Raw genomic sequence first — 20,643 nt, 5'->3', positions numbered from 1 at the left:
TGTTAAACCTCATTCTCTGTCGTAAAGCCGCCAAGTTGGCGAAGCCGAGTTATTAATTGTTGACCATGCATTGCATGCAGGCCGTCTTCGGTGAGCTCATTTTTATGGGTGACGCCATCGACACTACCGCGCTCACTTAGGTAATGCAAAATGTTGAGTGGCTCAATATCAGCCAGCAAATCAGTGTTATGCCAGCGACTTAAAAAGGCAATGAGCCCGTATGCTGCCCAGTTAGATACATCGGCAAGTAACAGCTCATCACAGGTTGTTAAACAAGGTGTGATGTTTAGCGCTTGCATATGCTGTGCAAGGTTACCCATGCCTATTTCGTTACCGCCATCACCAATCGCTATGGTGGGGCAAGGTGCTTCTGTCACAAAAAAATCAAAGCAGCCGCAATGCTCCGAAATATCAATACCGCGCATATTATAATAACGCTGATGTTCGTTAAGCCCCGGGCGTTCTATTGATAAAACACAATCAGGCTTTAGCTGCGCAAGGGCTTTAATGCTAAAAGTGTGTGCATTATCAATGCTATTAATTGGCAGCTCAAAACAGTTAAAGTCATTTTTTAGGGCACTGTAAAGGGGGTTGCCAGTAACCAAAATAGGCTGTTTACCAAGCTTTTCGAGCACCTTGTAAAGTGCAATTGCACCAACCGGACCATCGGTTTCGAAAGTATTGTTAACCGCAAAGCCAGTACCTATCAACACAGTACCTTGTGCTTGATGAAGGTATTTTGCTGCGCGTAAATACGTCCCCGTTAGTTGGTTTGCGTATAAATGCTGCATTCCACGCGGGTTTTGTTCAACCATCATGGTTTCAATGTGTTGGCTGAGCGCTGCGTCGCTTAAGCTTGCTGACATAATGCTTTGATCTCTTGAATGAGTGCAATACCCGCTTCATTATCGCCATGTACACACAGGCTATTGGCATTAAGTGCCAGCTGCTGACCACTTCGCGTTGTAACTGTGCCATGTGCAACTAACTGTTTAACTTGCGCCATTAGTGCCGCTTTGTCGTGTACACTGCCGGCTAAAGAGCGTGCAACAAGTTTACCTTCGTCTGTGTATTGACGGTCGGCAAACGCTTCTAAAATGAGTTCTAGTTGAAGATCGTTTGCTTGTACTTTGTGTTTGGCAGCTTGGTTGGTAGCTAAAATCATTAATTTTAATGGCTTTGCATAACTTGCCACTGCACGCATAACGATATTCAGCGTTTGCTCGTCACTCATCATGTCGTTATACAATGCGCCATGTGGCTTAACGTATTCAAGCGTTAAACCATGTACTGCAGCCATACCATCAATTGCAGCAATTTGATAATGCAGGCAATTGGTCAGCTCTTTTTCGCTCATAGCCATTGAGCGGCGACCAAAGCCTTGCTTATCTGGGTAACTTGGATGTGCGCCAACCATTACTTTGTGTTGCTTGGCGAGGGCTAGGGTGTTTGCCATCACATCGGCATCGCCAGCATGAAAGCCACAAGCAATATTTGCCATATCAATATGTGGCATAACTTGCTCGTCTAAGCCCATTTTCCACATGCCAAAGCTTTCGCCAAGGTCGCAGTTTAGTTTCATCGTCATTTATAACGCTGCCATTTTACTATTTGGAATATCGGTGATCAGCATGTGCCCTGGGCTATGCGTGATACAAAAATCAGGAGCCGCGTTGGCAATCGCAACTTGTGGAGTAACACCACAGGCCCAAAATACTGGTACTTCGCCTTCTTTAATGGTTACCGCATCACCAAACTCAGGTTTGTTGATATCTTTAATGCCAATTGCTGCAGGGTCGCCAAAATGCACTGGTGCACCATGTACACTTGGAAAACGGCTGCAAATTTGGATCGCGCGAATGGCATCGGCAGGTTTCATTGGGCGCATGCTTACAACCATATTGGCGTGAAAAATCCCTGCACTTTGGCAAGCCATATTGGTCACATACATAGGCACATTTTTTTGTTCGCTGATGTTTCTGATCTCAAGACCCGCAGCAATAAGCGCTTCTTCAAATGAGAACGAGCAACCAATTAAAAAGGTGACTAAATCGTCGCGCCAATGATTCGTAATATCGGTAACCTCTTCAACCATTTGGCCTTGTTTAAAGACGCGGTAACGGGGTAAGTCGCTACGAATATCAATGTCTTCACCAACAGTTGGCATATCGGTAACGCCCGGTATACGGCTAGTTGCAATGATTGGGCAAGCTTTCGGGTTTGCTTGGCTAAACTGCAAAAAATCAAACGCGTATTGTTTAGGTAAAATCACTAAATTAGCTTGCACAAAGCCCGGTGCAAAGCCCGATGTATTGCCAGTGTAGTCACCCTCGCGTACCATTTTACGAATAGCCGCTGGAGTGGTTAAAGATGCATTTTTTTGCATGTGACTCTCCTTGAAATTAACACTTGCCCATTGTTGCTACAATAACACTCAGTTCAGGTCATTAATAGTAACCGGCAGTTGCCCTTTAGCAGGGGCTTTCCCTAGTAAAACGTTTGCCAGCGCTGTAAAAGCAGGGCCAGCAATCTTTTCATCTGTATCTACATCTATATTGTAAGCATAGGTGGCAAGTACAGCATCGCCAAATTTTCCAAATTGGGCAATATCGTAAGGGGCTCGTAAGCTGACAAATACGGTCTTTTTATGGGCTAATTTTGCTTGTTTTAACAATGACTCTAATGCCGCTGATTGATCTGCTTTAGCAATTGCAAACTCAGGGTTATCAGCTAAATCATCCATCCCGCCGACTTCAACAGCACTTTGTTTTGGTGACGCATTTGCGGCAATGATAATGTCGGCTTCGTTAATTTCTTTTAATGTTGCAAGCGGCTCATAACCTTGCAAACTCGTACAGCTAAAGCTAATTAGCTTATCGGTGTTATCAATTAACGCCTGCTGCAGAGCATAGCATTTGCGGGTGTCTGGCATAATAATATGCACTTTGCTGCCCGATTTAATGCTAAGCGGTAGGGTGTTTTTCTCGTTTTTCACTTCGGTGATAGCTGCCAATGCTAATTCGGCTTCTACTTTTCTATGGCTTTGATCACCCAGTAGAAGCTGCGCTTTTTTGATGGCTGCTTCGTCATCAAGTGAAGAGGTAAGTTTAAACTTTTCTTTAAGTTTTAAAATACGTGTTGCAGAAGCACTCATTTCGTTGGCATTTAACGTGCCACGTTGTACTTCTTGCTCTAATCGCTCAATCAGGGCTTCAAGTACTGCTAAGTCTTTAGGGCTTCTGATTTCGATTGGCATCAGGGCAATATCAACACCCGCTGCAAAGGTATTTACTACCGCTTCGATTGGTTCAAAAAAGTGGCTGATCCCCGCCATATCGAGGGCATCTGTGATCACTACACCTTGATAACCAAGTTCATCACGTAATAAGTCGGTGATGATTTTGCGCGACATCGTTGCAGGTTTGATCATGGTTTTGCCTTCTTTACTGACAAACGTGCTGTCGTCGAGGGCAGGGTATTGAATATGTGCAGTCATGATCATACCCGGTTGTTGGTTTTTAATAATTTCTTTAAAAGGGGGGAGATCTTGCTGCCAAATGGTTTCTTTATCATGTATTACTTTTGGCAGGCCTGTGTGGCTATCTACATTGGTATCACCATGACCCGGAAAGTGCTTCAATGATGAAATAACGCCGTTGTTTTCAAACCCTGCCACTTGGGCACCACCTAGTTTTGCAACCAATTGCGGATCTTCACCGTAAGAGCGCACGTTAATAACTGGGTTATCTGGGTTCATGTTTACATCGACCGTGGGTGCATAGTTAACATTAACACCCAGTGCCAATAGCTCGTCGGCAATTATGCGTGCAGATTCAGTTGCGAAGTGGGTACCATGTTCTTTATAGGTGGCGCCAATCGACATGTTACCGGTAAACGACGTACCAACATCACGAGGAATTCGGGCAACTCGGCCACCTTCTTGGTCTATCGAAATAAACAGCGGTAAGCCTAACTCTGACTTAGCAGCGGCTTTTTGTAGGTCATTATTAAGTTTGATCACTTGCGGCACGGTATCGATATTTTCTGCAAATAAAATCACCCCACCAATATTATGTTTAGTGATGATATTCGCCAAATCGGCCGGCAGCTCTGTCACCGGTTTACGGCATTTTTGCTCACCTGGGTCTTGCTCGCAGTAATAACGTAGGTCAAGCATGAGCTTTTGCCCTAACTGTTGTTTTAAAGTTAATGCAGACTCAGCAAATGATGATTGTAATGGCATGAAACATCCTAATCCGATAACCAGTGACGATAGTGCAAACTTATTTAACACAGCAAGCTCCAAAGCAAAACGCTTATTTAGTTTTTAGAATAAATTATTCTTGATGTTAATGGGTTTTTAAATATAAATACAGTATTTTTTTGCTACCCTAGCGGTTTTTGAGTCCGACTGCAAAAAGCTAAGTTAGATCACCAAATAGGGCTAATAGGCTTAGATAACCAAACCTTTATACTGATGAAAAGCGTGGCAAGTTGATAATTTATCAATTTAATGGGTCGCTTTTTAGTACAATTTAAAGTAATAATATATTCCATAATCATCAGCGTAAATATGACAAGCCTGGGGGCGAGATGGCTTTAACTCGATTACACGCATTTAAACAGCAAATTAAACCTTTTTTACCAGAGTCAGCATTAATAGAAGATTACTCGCGCCGTTATGCGTACGGAACAGACGCCAGCTTTTATCGATTAATCCCTGAGTTAATTGTATTAGTGAGCAATCAAAATCAAGCACGACAAGTGATCATTGCTGCCAACGAGCAACAGGTACCCATCACATTTCGCGCCGCTGGAACGAGTTTATCTGGGCAAGCAATTACCGACTCTGTATTGGTTTTACTTTGTGATAGTTGGAGCAAGTTTGAAATCCTTGATGACGCCGAGGCAATACGTTTACAACCGGCGATCATTGGTGCTCGAGTAAATCAAGTATTAGCCCCGTTTGGTAAAAAGATTGGCCCTGATCCCGCTTCAATTAATAGCTGCAAAATAGCCGGTATGGCGGCAAATAATTCATCAGGCATGTGTTGTGGAGTGGCGCAAAACAGCTACCACACAGTAAAAGATATGACCCTCATTTTTGCCGATGGCACAGTGCTTAATACGGCTGATAGCCAAAGCTGTAATGCCTTTTTGCAAAGCCATAGCCCTTGGGTTGATGAGCTAATGAGCCTAGTTGATAGCATAAAGCAAAACCCCGATTTGAGTGAGCGCATCGCCCATAAATATCGTTTAAAAAATACCACAGGCTATGGTCTAAACGCGCTGCTGGATTTTTCTGATCCAATCGAAATCATTAAGCACCTCATTATTGGCTCTGAAGGTACGTTAGCTTTTATCGCCGATATCACCTACCACACTGTGGTTGAGCATAAGTACAAACACACAGGTTTCTTTATTTTTGACGATATCAGCAAGGTGTGTGAGCTGGTACAAAGGCTGAGTGAACTTGATGTTGCTGCTGTTGAACTGCTAGATAAACGTGCCCTGATGTCGGTGTCTGAGCATGCCATAATGCCAAAAGAAGTGGCCAGCTACCCAGAGCAATCAGCAGCACTGTTAATTGAGTTAAGAGCTGAAAATGCACAGGCTCTCGATGCGCTCACTAAGAGCACTGAGCAACTTCTTGCCGAGTTTAAGCAAAGCCAACTGGCAGCGATTGAGTTTTCAGCAGACAGCGCCCGTAATGCGGCACTTTGGAATATTCGTAAAGGCACCTTTCCTGCGGTTGGCGCAGTGCGCGAAACTGGCACTACAGTGATAATTGAAGATGTTGCCTTTGCCCTTGATAAACTAGCTGAGGGCGTGAATGCGCTGCATCAATTATTTGTCAAATATGGCTATGATGAAGCCATTATTTTTGGGCATGCACTTGCCGGAAATCTACACTTTGTATTCACCCAAGCTTTTGATACACCAGAGCAAGTAAGCCGATACGAACAATTTATGGCTGATGTGGCGAACTTAGTGGCGGTTGAACTAAAAGGGTCATTAAAAGCTGAGCATGGCACTGGGCGTAACATGGCGCCGTTTGTTGCTACTGAATGGGGAGACGATGGCTTCGCGGTGATGGTTGCGCTTAAAGCACTATTCGATAAACAAAATATTCTTAACCCTGGGGTTATTATTAATCACGACAAAAATGCCCACACTCAGCATTTAAAAGTCATGCCAAAAAGTGATGATATTATCGATACCTGTATTGAATGTGGCTTTTGCGAAGTGGTTTGCCCATCAAAAGGGCTTAGCTTAACACCGAGGCAGCGTATTACTTTATGGCGACACCGCACAGAGCTACACAATCAATTACTAACAACCGAAGATGTAGCAAGCAAACAGAAGTTAAATCAAAAGCTCAGTGTTATCGAGGCCGACTTTAAATACCTTGGTATTGATACGTGCGCGGCAACGGGTCTTTGCGGTCTTAAATGCCCGGTGGGAATAAACACGGGCGAATTTATAAAATCGCTCAGAGCAGAGCAAGCCTTATCAAGCAAGGTTGCACGGTCATTATCACGCTTTGCCAACAAGCATTTTGCGGTTGTTGCAACGGGTGCACGATTTGGTTTAACCGTGATGCAGGTGCTCGAAAAAGCAATCGGCAGCAGTAACCTAAGAAGCCTGAGTAAACCTGCTAATAAGTTACTTGGTACACCGCTGTATTACTCGGCATGGCCAAGAGCTGAGCAACCAATTAATAGAAAGCTTCAACAACCCCAACAAGCGAAAAAGTTGGTGTATATGCCAAGCTGCGCAAGCCGAGTTTTTGCGGCTGATAAACTTGCCGATGATAAGCGCCCACTGCTAGATGTTATTTATTCACTCGCTGCCAAAGCTGGCTATGAAGTGCTACTTCCGAAACAAGCCGATTCACTTTGTTGCGGTATGCCATTTGCTAGCAAAGGCTTTAATGAAGAGTTTAAAAGCAAAAGTGAGCAGTTACTTACTGAGCTTGAGGCGCTTTCAAATAATGGCCAATACCCCATTGTTTTTGATGCCAGCCCTTGTGCACTTACTACTCTTAATGCCGCGCAAAATACGGCACTCACAATTTATGAAAGTGCTGATTTTGCAGCGCAGCATTTACTGCCTAATTTGCAAGTAACGCCCGTAAATGAGCCGGTGATGCTCCATGTTACTTGTAGTTCTAAGCGATTAGGTAAAGAGCAAAGCCTAGTATCACTTGCCAAGGCATGTAGTAATGAAGTGATTATTCCAGCTGATATTGAGTGCTGTGGTTTCGCCGGTGATAAGGGCTTTAACTTACCAGAACTCAATAGCAACGCGTTAAAAACCCTTAAACAACAAGTACCAAAAAACTGTAATCGCGGCGTGTCTAATAGCCGCAGTTGCGAAATTGGTTTAACTGAGCACAGTGGCATTAGTTATCAATCAATTTTGTATCTGCTCGATAAACAAAGCCATGCAATATAACAGGGCGTAATTGCTAATTTGATGAGCCAGTGATTGACTGGCTCATCTATTTTAAAGCTTACACTTTCCAAAAAATGCCTTTGCGGTAGCAGCTGTACATCACCCCATAAGACACCACTAAAAACAGCAGTGAAAAGCTAAAAGAAGCGAGGTGATCATTGCTGATCACTAATTGTATTAAGCCATAAATACTGCCTTTTAAACTGCTATCGCCAAGCGGGCTCATAATTAGTAGCCGTGCAAACACGCCTGCAAACATAAAAAATAATATCGCATTTGCACCAAATACAATAAAAGGAGCGCCCCAACTACGCAGCTTATAAATATCTAAAATAGCACTGCACAGCGCATAGAAAATCGCTGCAAGCCCTGAGCTGAGTAGCACATAGCTCGGCGTCCATAAGGCTTTATTGATAGGCGTTAATGGCGAAATTGCATAGCCGGCAATAACAGCTAATGTACCCAGAAAAATAAGTGTACGGGCTTGTTTTTTAAGGTTGGGTTGCTTAGTTAAATAAACCGCAGCCAAGATGCCGCTATGCGCACTTGCAATGGCTGGCAATGTTGAAAATAGCCCTTCAGGGTCAAATGGCAGTGGCTTAGCACTGGCATAATACAGGTGATGGCTACCAAGTACGGCATTGTCTATGTAGGCACTTAAGTTATTGCCATGTAACCATAAGCCACTGACTACCTCGCCGTTTGGCAATGTATAGGGGATATAAAGCATGGCAGCGCCATAAAACACTAAAAGGACGATGCAAGTAATGGCTATTTTCTTAGGCGATAAATAGAGATAACAACACAGAGCGACTAAATACACCAAACCGATACGTTGCAGCACACCCAACACACGCAGCTGCAATAACTTGTCATCAAGCCAGCTAAAAGAAGGGTCTCGAAAGTTGTAATAAAACAAGGCTAAAAACCAACCGAGGGCAATGAGTTTAATGGTGCGAATAACCCCCGCTTTTAGTATGTGTTGATCACTGACCCCTTTAGCACGCAAGCTATTTACTGAGAGCGTGATAGACATGCCGACGATAAAAATAAAAAACGGAAAAATTAAGTCGGTTGGTGTCCAACCATGCCACTGTGCATGTTTCAAAGGCCAATACATCGCTCCCCAGCTACCCGGGTTATTCACTAATATCATGGCGGTAATAGTCAAGCCCCGCATTACATCTAACGCCATGAGGCGATGTGAAGGGAGTTTATTGATGATTTCAGCACAGTGGTGACGCATAGGAAAACTTTATTGTTATTTTGTTTTTATAGTGTAATAAATTATTACATCAAAGCAAGCTGCTTTTTGAACAATATAAATCGTACGTATTAGCCGTTCTTTTAACTGTCTTAAGTTTATAGTTCATTAAATTCAATATGTTAAACCGCGAAGGTTGTTGGTAAGTGACTTTGATGACGTTCATATTCAAAGAGCGCTTGGTAGCTGAAGTTTTAAACAGAGTTACTTTAATTAATTAGAGTAATTGCACTCATTTGTTTGCGCTAAATCAAATTATGACAAAAGTTCTATAGAGGTACATAGAACATCTTGCTAGTATAAAGGTATTAGATGTACCCGATATGGACTTTGGGCCTGTATGTGAGAAATATCGTGCTTAATAGTCTTAGCCATGGTTTAAACCTACGCCGCTTAATTTTAGTGTTAGCGTTTTCTACAACGCTTATTACCTTTCTAAATAGTTATTACTCGAGCTATCAAGTTCAGAAGCAACAACTAATAGATAAAACCCTAAATAACCATAAAGCATACGCCGCTAAGTTGGTGTCGGCGACCGATAACTTTTTACTTAATGCTCAGCAACAGCTTGCTTATGTTGGAAAAATTCTTGAAGACGATTTTAATAATCAAGGCTTAATTAATTCTGAGGCAGACCGCCTAAGGCTACAAACCAATAGTTTTAATTCGACCATTATTGTTAATGCGCAGGGCGATATTTTAGGGGTATCACCAAAGTCATTGAAGCTACAAAACCGTAAAGTAGATAGCTTTGGCACTAAAGCCGCTTTGTCGTATCGTACTCCAATGATCAGCGAGCCTTATATCTCGATGGCGGGCAATTTACTGATCTTTATATCGCAGCCTTTATTCGATAAACAAAGTAACTTCATTGGTTATATTGGCGGCACTTTGTACTTAAAACGTGCCAGTATTTTAAATGAATTGCTGCAAGTTCATTATTATCAAGATGGCTCTTATCTGTATGTGGTTGATGAAAACCATCGCTTACTCTATCACCCAGATAAAAGCCGTATTGGTGAGCAAGTGTTTGATAACCAAGTAATTGAAGAAGTACTAAAAGGAAACGCCGGCACCCAGCTTGTTACCAATAGCAAAGGCGTTGAGATGCTTGCAGGCTACGCTCCTATGACAGTTGCTCCATGGGGAGTCGTCACTCAGCGCCCTCTAGAAAGCACGCTTGCACCGCTTGATAATTTAATGTGGCAAGTGTTTGTAAAAACCGCCCCAATAGGTGTACTCACATTTATATTGATTTGGGTGTTAGCACGTTTAATTGCTCAGCCTTTAAGGCAGTTAGCCGAAACTGCAAATACTTTAGATCGCCCTTCAACGTCACTTGAGCTGACACAAATTCGCTCATGGTACTTTGAAAGTAATGAACTCAGAAAAGCCATGTTAAAAGGGGTCGGGTTATTACAAAGTAAAATAGGGCTATTGCGCCAAGAAGCGCAAACTGATCCCCTCACTTGCCTGCATAATCGCCGTAGCCTCGATATGCAAATTAGCCATTTGATAGCTCAACGTTGTCCTTTTGCTGTATTGGCTATAGACATCGATCACTTTAAACGGGTTAACGACGAGTTCGGTCATGACATTGGTGATGTGGTTCTACAGTCGTTAGCTAAAATTTTGTTAGATGTTACTCGTGATAGTGATGTGGTTGCTCGTACAGGTGGTGAAGAATTCATTGTGATTATGCCAAGAGTGGAAGCAAAACGTGCGTATCAGCTGGCTGAGCGTTTGCGTATGCGGGTGTCAGAAAGCTACATTGACCCGGTTGGCTGCATTAATGTATCAATTGGTATTTCGGGCTGGCCAATTGAGCAATTAAGCATTGATGAAGTATTTAAGCTTGCTGACCAAGCTTTATATCAAGCTAAAAAAACCGGTCGTAACCGTTCAGTTGTCGATGCCACATACAGCCAAGACCTTGCTCCAGTTTCTGAGCCTTCAATCTTGGAATAAGTTATTTAATGTGCAATAGTGGATGCTATTAAGTTATTTATGGAAAATCAAAATGGCATTCACTTTTTTGGCTCGTTTAACTAAATCCACTTCTTTGTTAGGTATTGCGCTTATGAGTGCAAGTACTGCTTATGCCAACCCAAGCGATGATAAACGTAGCGAATTTGTGGATGTAGGTGCTTTGCTACCGAATGCAGTGTTAGATATCCGTTATTTTGGTCATCACAACTTTGTTGGCAAACCAGTTGATGGTTACAACGCACCTAAATGTTTATTGCACAACAGTGCTGCAAGCGCGCTTAAAAATGTGCAAACAGCAGCGCAAACCCAAGGCCTGAGCTTAAAAATATTTGATTGTTATCGTCCGCAGCGCGCAGTAGATCACTTTGTGCGTTGGGTTAACGATTTAGAAGATACCCGCACTAAAGCTGAGTTTTATCCAAACTTAGGCAAAGACAAGTTACTTGGTGATTACATCGCCGCTAAGTCGGGTCACAGCCGTGGCTCAACGATTGATTTAACGTTAGTTGATGCAAAAGGCAAAGAGCTCGATATGGGCTCACCGTTTGATATGTTCGACACTCTTTCTAACACCGACGACCCGCGAATTAGTGCAGAGCAAAAAGCCAATCGATATAAACTTAAAAGCCTGATGACAGAGGCCGGTTTCGCCCCTTATTCAATGGAATGGTGGCATTTTACCTACCAACCGCAAGCATACCCCACCACCTATTTTGATTTTGTGGTGGAGTAGGTAAAACAGCTTTAAGCTTTCAGCTGTAAGTTTTAAGCCGAAAAGTGTTGTTTTTGAATGTTGAGTTAGCTTGATTAAATGGCGTTGAATGTTAGACACGCCATGCAAGCATGACGCCTACGGTTTGATGTAGGCGTGAAACTTGTTTCACGCGTCTGACGGCTGATAGCTGAAGGCTGACAGCTCCTTCTAGAACCTATCGCATGATGACGCGGGATAAACCCGCTGCTACAAGTAGGCGTGAAACTTGTTTCGCGCGTCTGACGGCTGATAGCTGAAGGCTGACAGCTTCTACATCACCTCTTTAATCGGCGAATAATCAACTTTAATTTCAACAATATCGACATTGGCATTTTGTTTAAAAGCGTTTTGTACTTTTAATAAATCAGTGTCTTTTTCAGCAAGGTAGCGATAGCTTTTGTTGGTCATTTTTTTCAGCGTATATTGGCTGCTAAGCGCTACTGGTAAGCTGTTTTCTTTTAGCGTTAAGTAAATTGCACCCGTTGCGATGCCACGCTCTTGCATTGCGTGATTAAAGACTTCTGTGCCCTTGGTTAAAGTAGGCGCATCAAAGGTAATTTTTTCGCCATTATTACTAAAAGCGTTCGTCGATTTTTGCTTGTTGATTTCGACTGCTTTTTTAACATCTTTAACTGAAGTTTGTTCTTTTTGTGAACTGGTTGTTGGCTGTTGTGTTGTATTTTGCTCGCTTATTTCATTTTTTTGACAGCCTGATACTAGTACTAATGCTAGTGTAAGTGCTTGTATCTTAATTGTTTGGTTCATTATGTTCCTACTTGTTTGTTACTTTTGTTTACAATTAATTCTGTTTTTTAATTGCCATATTGGGTACATTGGCCGCGGTTATGATTGTTAACCGAAAATAAAAATATAACAATAGGGAACGTAAGGAATGTCTCAATTTAAAGTAACAGCAGTTGCTACCATGGTAACGGCTATCTTGGCATCATCTCAAGTACAGGCAAGTGAACAAACTCGCTTTTATAATGCTTCAAGCGTTAGCTCTCAAGTACAATTTAATCCTCAAGTATCTCAGCAACGTGCATTAGCTGAGCGTCGCACTGTATCGGGTCACAAATCTATTTTCGATGCGCAATTAGGTAAAGCTACTTTCCTATGGAATGCAGTAGGTCAAGCTAAGCCTGATATGGCAATGGTGCTTCCTGAGCAACGTAATGCTTACGCTGCAGATTTTTATTTGAATGCCTTAACCGGTGTTAGCACCGCTAAAAAAGGTGTATCAAGCGCTGTATTAGCAGATTTATCTGAGCAAAAGCTTGGCTCAATCACAGCTAAATACAAGCAAAAAGTTCATGACATTGAAGTATTCAACCGTGAATACAACCTGATCATGGATAAAGAATATAACCTAGTTGCTGGTTCTGGTTATTTCGCTAACACAAGTTCAAATGCAACGCAGTCGTTCGCGCCACTTGCTGAGTTTGTTGGTGCTGAGCAAAGTATTAAACGTGCAATTAAAGAACTTGCTGATATCAATGTTTCTTTAACTAAATCAACTGAGCAAGGTGACTATGTTAAGTACACTGTGTCTAACCAAAGTGGTGACAAAGTTGTATTAGGTCAGCCACGTGCTAAGAAAGTATTCTTTGAAGTAGCGGGTGAGCTGCAATCTGCATACTATGTTGAAGTAGAAGTTGCTGATAAAAACAGCCTAGAAAGCGATTACTTCAGCTACGTTATTGGCGCGCAAAACAGCAAAGTTTATTTCAAGAAAGACTTAAAAGCACACGCGGCAGACTTTAACTACCGTGTATGGGCTGACGAAGATGGTTACCCGTGGGAAGGTCCACACGGTGACGTGATCCCAGCTGATGGCCCAGATCAAATTGATGAAACTGAAATCCTAGATGCACCACTTGTAAGCTTGTCTTACTACAAAAAACTAAGCACGATGGATCCGTGGCTTGCTGATGACGCTACAACAACATCAGGTAACAACGTATTTGCTTATGCTGATGTAATTGCACCTCAAGGTTACACAGAAGGCGACTTCACTGCTGAAACTACATCAGATTACACATTCGATTACCCTTACCAAGTTGATCAAGTAGCAAACAGCTACGACAACCGTAAAGCGGCAATTGTTAACTTGTTCTACATGAACAACTTCTTACACGATTTCTTCTATGACCATGGTTTTGACGAAACGTCAAATGTTGCACAAGTATCAAACTACGGCCGTGGTGGTGTAGAAGGCGACCCAATCGAAGCACAAGCGCAAGATAATAGCGGTTTAAATAACGCTAATATGGCAACACCTGCTGACGGTGCAAGCCCACGCATGCAAATGTACTTATACAACTCGAAAGATGCGAAAGTGGGTGTAGATTTCGGTGTGGTTGTAACATCAGATGAAACAATTGGTCTACTTGAGTCTTCTAAAGTATCTGGCTTTGGTCAAATGCAATTTGCTGATATCGCAGGCGAAGTTGTTCGTTTAGTTGATGGCAATGATGTAGATTCTGGTAGCGTAACAGACGGCTGTGAACCTGCAACAAATGCAGCTGAACTGGCTGGCAAAATTGCGCTAGTCGATCGTGGTTCTTGTAACTTCACAGCAAAAGTACTACACGCTCAAGAAGCGGGTGCAATTGGTGCAATCGTTGTAAACAACAACCCAGATACAGATGAGCCAGCGCCAATGGGCGGTGAAGACGATGCAGTTATCATTCCTAATATGGGTCTGAACTATGCTGACGGTCACGCACTTTACGATGGTATCGCTGCAGGCGACACTGTTACTGTTAATATGTTCAACAAAGCAACGTTAAAAGACGGTACGCTAGATAACGGTATTATTGCTCACGAATGGGGTCACTATATCAGTAACCGTTTAGTGGGTAACTCATCAGGTCTTATCAACTTCCAAGGCCGTGCGATGGGCGAAGGTTGGGGTGATTTCCACTCATTGATGTTCATTGCTAAAGCTGATGATATTAACATTCCAGGTAACGACAAGTTCCAAAAAGCCTACGGTAGCGGTACATTCGTAGAAGATTTCTACTATGGTATTCGTCGTGTTCCATATTCAACCAATATGGAAGTAAACCCGCTGTCTTTCCGCCACATTACTGAAAATGAAGGTGCTGATGTAGGTATTGCTCCAACTAATGTTGGTTCACCACACGCAGCAGGTGAAATTTGGGCAACTATGCTTTGGGAAAGCTATGTAGCACTTATCAACGAGCACGGCTTTGAAGAAGCTCAAAACCGTATGGCTAACTACTTAGTTGCTGGTTACAAGCTAACTCCAGTTGCTCCGCTATACACAGAAGCACGTGATGCTATCTTAGCTGCAGCGTACGCAGTTGACCCAGAAGATTACAAACTAATCTTAGGTGCATTTGCTAAGCGTGGTATGGGCTTAGGTGCTAAAGCACCAGAGCGTTTCAGCGAAGATTTAACAGGTGTTGTTGAATCTGACAAAATGAAACTTGCTAGCTTCACATTCAAAGATGTGGCAATGGATCCAAACTACAACGGTGCAGAGCTAGGTTATTGTTCAAACGATAACGTGCTAGACAAAGGTGAAACAGGCACGTTAACAGTTAGCATCATGAACACAGGTAGTGAAGTACTAACTGGTACTCAAGCACAGTTAACGGTTGTTAGTGGTCACGATGTAACGTTCGAAAATGATGGTTTAATCACTTTTGACGATACAACTCCTTACGCTTCACAAACAAGCGCACCTATCACGTTTACACTAAATGATGCAGGCACTGCTGATACACTTGAAATCGAAGTGTCATTCCCAGAGCTTTCTGCTGATGACGAGATTGTTGAAGCAGCAAGCGATACAGTATCTTACCTTGTGAACATGGACTTTGAAGATAAAGCACCAGTTAGCTCACAAACTGCTGACGATATGGAAGTAGCAGGCGCTTCATTACGTGACTGGAAAGAAAACGTAATGACAGGTGATGACTTAGCAGTTGGCACACAAAGCATGGCAACCGGCGGTAATGTTAACTTCTTCAACAGCTTTGGCTTCGGTCTTGGCGAGCAAACCATGTACCTAAACAACAATGACTTCCAGTCAGATGTTGCGGTTGAATCAAGAGAGTTTGATATCGGTTTTGCTGGTGATTTTGAAGTTTCATTCTGGCACTTCTATCTAATCGAAAACGAATGGGATGGTGGTGTTGTAGAGATCAGCGTAAACGGTGGTAACTGGGTAGATGTTACTGAAATGGGCGGTACATTTGATGTTGGTTACGATGGCCCACTAATCGAAAATGACGCGCAAGCACTACAAGATCGCGATACCTTCACAGGTAACAATGTTGATGGTAACGGTGTTTATGGTAACTACGAAACAATTCGTTTCGGTACTGAACTAAACGGTAACCGTGCAAAATTACGTTTCCGTATGTCATCAGACAGCGCAGTACGTGAGTTCGGCTGGTGGATTGATAACGTAACTGTTAGCAATGTAACGTCACCAATCTTCTCAAACGTGATTGCTGGTGATGCATTAGCATGTGATAACGCACTACCATTACTTTCTGTATCGGGTGATGAGTCTGTTTCTGAGTCTGCTTCAGGCACATTAACGGCAACAGCGTCAGACCGTAACAGTGATGACACGCTAAGCTACACCTGGACGCAACTAAGCGGCACAACAGCAACACTTACAGGTGCTGACACTGCAACTCTAGGCTTCACGCCAGGTGCTATCTCAAGCGATGACGAGTTAGTATTTGAAGTAACAGTAAGCGATGGTACAGACTCTGTATCAGAGCAGTTCACTGTTGCCGTAACTAACGAAGCTGAGCCAGTAGAAGAGAAGAAAGTAACTAAATCTAGCAACGGTAGCTTTGGTTTCTTAACACTACTACTTGCACCATTAGCGCTTATCGGCCGTCGCCGTAAACGTAAATAAGACTTTTAAATAGTGATAACAAAGCCCTTACAGCTCGCTGTAAGGGCTTTTTTGTTTTAAGTTAGCGAGAGTAAAGTTAGCAAGGGGAAAGGGGAAAGTTTCGAGATGCGAGATACGAGATATGAGATGCGAGATGCGAGATGCGAGGTAGCAGCGATTTTACATCGCGTCCTAGCGCCTAGAGCCTAGAGCCTAGCGCCTTTTTGTAGGCGTGAAACTTGTTTCGCGCGTCTGAACGCTGATAGCTGACGGCTGACAGCTCTTTTTACTATCTTTGTGGGGTCATCAATACTCGATAACCCCACATTTCTGACTTACAGCTTAGAGCTTAAGGTAAACTATTGAACCGTTGCTTTTAGGCCGCGGCGTTTTAATAACGCTGACGTGTCTGGCTCTTGACCACGGAATGCTTTGAACGATTCCATAAGGTCACGTGAGTTACCCACTTCTAAAATTTCTTTACGGTATTTTTCACCCATTTCGCGAGTTAAACCACCTTGCTCTTGAACATATGCAAAGGCGTCTGCCGCTAAGATTTCACTCCACATATAAGCGTAGTAACCCGCTGAGTAACCGCCGCCCATTGAGTGTGAGAAGAAGGCTGACTTATAACGTGGTGGTACAAACGGTACATCAACACCATGTTTTGCAAGCGCTTGTTGCTCAAACTTTTCAATGTCTTGTAATGGTGCATCAGCAGAAAGTGAATGCCACTCCATATCAAGTAATGCAGCTGCAACGTACTCTAGGGTATCAAAACCTTGGTTGAAGCTACGTGATTGAATTACTTTTTTCAGTAGCTCATCAGGAATCGGCTCGCCAGTTTTATGGTGTTTTGCATAGTTAGCGATAACTTCAGGGTACATGGCCCAATCTTCCTCAAATGTTGATGGGAACTCAACGAAGTCGCGTGATACTGAGGTGCCAGATAGAGTCGGGTACTTCACGTTTGAGAACATGCCGTGTAAGCCATGACCCAGCTCGTGGAAAATCGTTGTTGCTTCATCGTAGCTGATAAGCGTAGGTTCGCCATTCGCGCCTTTTTGAATGTTCATAACGTTTACGACAACAGGCTTTTGTTCTTTAAGGCCAGATTGTTTAACGAATGAGCTCATCCATGCACCGCCACGTTTGCCTTCACGAGCAAAGTAGTCAGCAAAGAAAATGGCTAAGCTCTTTCCATTTTCATCAAATAACTCATAGGCTTTTACATCAGGGTGGTAAACCGGAATATCGTTACGTGGTTTAAAGGTGATGCCGTATAAACGGTTCATGGTGAAGAATACGCCGTCTTCTAAAACGCGGTTGAACTCGAAATATTCTTTCACTGCATTTTCGTCAAGGTTGTATTTATCTTTACGCACTTGCTCTGCGTAGAATAACCAATCCCATGGCTGTAATTTAAATTGTTCACCTGACTCATCAATCTTAGCTTGAATAGCCGCCGCTTCAGCGTTGACGTTCTGCATTAATGCAGGGATCATACTCGCAAACATATCAAATACAGCTTGTGGTTTTTTCGCCATTTGTGACTCTAAACCAAAATCAGCCCAGCTGTCGTAACCTAATAGTTTCGCTTTTTGAGCACGTAACTGAGCAAGTTCTGCCACGATATCACGGTTACTATTTTCGCCCGATAATGCACGCTCAGCCGATGCACGCCATACTTTTTCACGTAAATCACGGTTTTTCAGTGTTGCCAGAATAGGCTGACGCGTGGTGTTTGTGATCTTAATTAGGTATTTGCCTGGATGGCCAGCCTCTGCTGCGGCATTGGCAAGCTGCTCAATTTGACCTGCTGGTAAGCCCTCAAGATCTGCTTTGTCATCCACTAAAACAACATTTGTGTTAGTCAGCGCTAATAAGTTTTGTGAGAACTGAGTTGTTAAGCTCGAGTGCTTTGTATTGATATCACGAATTTGTTGTTTTTGCTCAGCACTTAATTTTGCACCAGCACGCACGAAACGTTTGTAGTAAACGTCTAATAAACGCTTTTCTTCAGCAGTTAAGGCGAGGCTGTCAGCTTCGCTGTGAATAGCCGCTACTTTCTCAAAAAGTGCTTTATTTAAGAAAATGTTGTCGCTATGAGCCGCTAGTTTTGGCGCTAACTCTTTTTGTAATTCACGACGTGCCGGGTTTGAATCCGTACCCGCTAGATTATAAAAAATACTGCGTGTGCGTGTTAATAGCTCACCACTTTTCTCGAGCGCAACAATCGTATTGGCAAAATCAGGCTTTGCTGGATTGTTGATAATAGCCTGCACTTCAGCCATTTGCTCAGACATGCCTTTATTAAATGCCGGCATGAAATGTTCATCTTTAATCGCACTGAAATCAGGCGTTTCGTATTGTAATACGCTTTTCACAAACAGTGGGTTAGCTTGCTCTTTTGCAGCAACAGGTGCTGATTGCTCTGATTTAGGCGTTGATGTTGTTGTTTGAGGTTCTGAACAGGCTGTGAGTAACAGCGCAGAACTGATCGCGGTTGCGATTAGGTGTTTCATAGTTTTTCTCTTGTCATTTTTAAAATTAAATTGTGTCGATATAACCTTGCACTTACGCTTTATAAGCTCTTGATTTATATAGCAGTTAAAGCGAATTACAAAAAGATGCTACAAAAAATCAATTATATGAGGCAGGTATCACCATGTGATCAATGAGCCCAGCATACTGTGTCTTATTACAATTGACCTCATACGTTGCGATAAGGTGATTATTGGCTGCGATAAGCCGTTAAAATTCTCTAAGATCGGAAAGCCACTTATAACTTTACAGCTTAAATAGCCCGACCCAATTGATCTTTTTGACTCATAACAGTGTCCAAATAAAAACTTTGTGGTATGTTATATTGTAACAATTCAGTCTGCAATCAATCTTGCCATGGAGTGCATTTTTTTACGATAAGTTGCAAATGTTGCTGAATAAGCAAGGAGTCATATGGCTATCATAATCAAACACGCCTGCGTTGTTAATGAAGGGCAGCGCGCATTAAATGATGTAAGAATTGTTGGTGATCGAATCGCTGAAATTGCTGCAGATATCAGTGCTAAGGCCAATGATAAGGTAATTGATGCAAGCGGTTTGTTGCTATTACCTGGCATGATCGACGATCAAGTTCACTTTAGAGAGCCAGGCCTTACCCACAAAGGCACGATCGCCAGTGAATCCGCCGCCGCAGTGGCAGGTGGTATTACAAGCTTTATGGAAATGCCTAATGTTTCACCATCGACTACCACGGCAAAAGCACTTGCTGATAAATACGCGATAGCAGCGCAAACGAGCGCTGCGAATTATGCGTTTTACTTTGGCGCAACCCCAGACAACCTCGATGAAATTAAAGCTCTTGATGCCAAAAGTGTATGTGGTGTTAAAGTGTTTATGGGGGCATCAACAGGCGATTTACTGGTTGAACACCCTCATGCCCTTGAAGCCATTTTTCGGGAAAGCCCAGTACTCATTGCCACCCATTGTGAGCAAGGCGAAGTTATTCAACAAAATCAGCGCCGTTTAGCAAAGCGCTATGGTGAGTTACGTATCGAACATCACCCATTTATTCGCGATGAGTTAGCGTGTTATGCATCTTCATCCTATGCCGTATCGCTGGCAAAACGCTATGGCTCACAGTTACATGTTTTACACCTTACAACAGCAAAAGAACTAGAGCTATTTAGTAACGCACCCATAGAGCAAAAGCACATAACTGCCGAAGCTTGCGTGCATCATTTGTGGTTTAACCAAGATGATTACGCAAACTATGGCAATCAAATTAAATGTAACCCTGCCATAAAATCAGAGCAGGACCGCCAAGCGCTACTCGCAGCAGTACGCGATGGTCGCATTGATATCATTGCTACCGATCATGCCCCTCATACTTGGCAAGAAAAACAGCAACAATACAGCGCTGCCCCTGCTGGTCTGCCATTAGTCGAACATGCATTACTGTCGTTACTTGAACAGGTAAAACGTGGTGCGTTGAGCCTTGAGCAAGTCGTTGAAAAAACAGCGCATAACGTGGCAAAGCGATTTGCTATCAAAGAGCGGGGGTTTATCAGAGAAGGCTACTTTGCTGATTTAGTCCTGGTTGACCCAAACGCAGAAAAGCACGTTGAGCATACAAACACACATTACTTATGCCAATGGACTCCTTTCAATGGCATCACTTTTTCACACCGAATAACACATACCTTTGTAAATGGTGAGTGTGTCTTTGATGGGCAACAAGTGACCCCGCACAAACAGGCCGCTATGGCCTTAACATTCAATCGTTAAAAG

The 20,643-nt window shown here is 42.9% G+C and carries 12 protein-coding genes; 5 read left to right on the top strand and 7 right to left on the bottom strand.

From position 1 onward, the window contains the following. Window positions 1–2: 2 nt before the first annotated feature. From WA256_RS05200 to WA256_RS05185, 4 genes are read right to left on the bottom strand one after another with little or no spacing between them, the layout of a single operon-like run. Entirely contained in the window at window positions 3–866 is an 864-nt protein-coding gene (locus WA256_RS05200; protein WP_335989485.1) for a glutamate cyclase domain-containing protein, read from the bottom strand. Then, on the bottom strand, window positions 851–1,582 hold the full coding sequence (locus WA256_RS05195; RefSeq protein WP_063527743.1) for a 5-oxoprolinase subunit PxpA: 732 nt from the start codon (window positions 1,580–1,582) through the stop codon (window positions 851–853). The genes WA256_RS05200 and WA256_RS05195 overlap by 16 nt, the downstream gene beginning before the upstream one ends. Window positions 1,583–1,588: 6 nt before the next feature. Next, window positions 1,589–2,386, bottom strand: a complete 798-nt coding sequence (locus tag WA256_RS05190; RefSeq protein ID WP_063528520.1) for a putative hydro-lyase — start codon at window positions 2,384–2,386, stop codon at window positions 1,589–1,591. A 48-nt stretch (window positions 2,387–2,434) separates the two neighbouring features. Continuing rightward, on the bottom strand, window positions 2,435–4,243 hold the full coding sequence (locus WA256_RS05185) for a glycoside hydrolase family 3 protein (RefSeq protein ID WP_335989482.1): 1,809 nt from the start codon (window positions 4,241–4,243) through the stop codon (window positions 2,435–2,437). Between the two features lie 350 nt (window positions 4,244–4,593). Between WA256_RS05185 and WA256_RS05180 the strand changes: the two genes are divergently transcribed. Beyond that, window positions 4,594–7,458 carry an FAD-binding and (Fe-S)-binding domain-containing protein gene (locus tag WA256_RS05180; protein WP_335989480.1) on the top strand — a complete coding sequence of 955 codons (2,865 nt, stop codon included), beginning with the start codon at window positions 4,594–4,596 and terminating at the stop codon, window positions 7,456–7,458. Window positions 7,459–7,516: 58 nt separating this feature from the next. Here WA256_RS05180 and WA256_RS05175 read toward each other — a convergent pair whose 3' ends face one another. Continuing rightward, entirely contained in the window at window positions 7,517–8,704 is a 1,188-nt protein-coding gene (locus WA256_RS05175; RefSeq protein ID WP_335989478.1) for an acyltransferase family protein, read from the bottom strand. A gap of 372 nt (window positions 8,705–9,076) precedes the next feature. Between WA256_RS05175 and WA256_RS05170 the strand changes: the two genes are divergently transcribed. Then, window positions 9,077–10,690: a sensor domain-containing diguanylate cyclase gene (locus tag WA256_RS05170; protein ID WP_335989476.1), complete on the top strand. Its 1,614-nt coding sequence runs from the start codon at window positions 9,077–9,079 to the stop codon at window positions 10,688–10,690. A 52-nt stretch (window positions 10,691–10,742) separates the two neighbouring features. Continuing rightward, window positions 10,743–11,444, top strand: a complete 702-nt coding sequence (locus WA256_RS05165; protein WP_335989473.1) for a M15 family metallopeptidase — start codon at window positions 10,743–10,745, stop codon at window positions 11,442–11,444. A gap of 291 nt (window positions 11,445–11,735) precedes the next feature. Here the strand turns inward: WA256_RS05165 and WA256_RS05160 are convergent, their stop codons facing one another. Next, entirely contained in the window at window positions 11,736–12,230 is a 495-nt protein-coding gene (locus tag WA256_RS05160; RefSeq protein WP_335989471.1) for a hypothetical protein, read from the bottom strand. Window positions 12,231–12,357: 127 nt separating this feature from the next. Here WA256_RS05160 and WA256_RS05155 point away from each other — a divergent pair, with 127 nt between their 5' ends. After that, window positions 12,358–16,371 carry a rhombosortase-dependent M36 family metallopeptidase gene (locus tag WA256_RS05155; protein WP_054563170.1) on the top strand — a complete coding sequence of 1,338 codons (4,014 nt, stop codon included), beginning with the start codon at window positions 12,358–12,360 and terminating at the stop codon, window positions 16,369–16,371. Between the two features lie 338 nt (window positions 16,372–16,709). On the opposite strand, the gene WA256_RS05150 is transcribed toward WA256_RS05155, so the two are convergent. Continuing rightward, entirely contained in the window at window positions 16,710–18,875 is a 2,166-nt protein-coding gene (locus tag WA256_RS05150; protein WP_335989470.1) for a M3 family metallopeptidase, read from the bottom strand. Between the two features lie 433 nt (window positions 18,876–19,308). Between WA256_RS05150 and WA256_RS05145 the strand changes: the two genes are divergently transcribed. Beyond that, window positions 19,309–20,640 carry a dihydroorotase gene (locus WA256_RS05145; RefSeq protein WP_335989469.1) on the top strand — a complete coding sequence of 444 codons (1,332 nt, stop codon included), beginning with the start codon at window positions 19,309–19,311 and terminating at the stop codon, window positions 20,638–20,640. Window positions 20,641–20,643 lie beyond the last annotated feature (3 nt).

Origin of the sequence: Pseudoalteromonas sp. CH_XMU1449-3 (genome assembly GCF_037027245.1) — a bacterium.
Lineage (GTDB): Bacteria > Pseudomonadota > Gammaproteobacteria > Enterobacterales > Alteromonadaceae > Pseudoalteromonas > Pseudoalteromonas shioyasakiensis.
The sequence above is the reverse complement of the archived record's forward strand: the minus strand, read 5'-3'. Positions and strand labels throughout refer to the sequence as shown.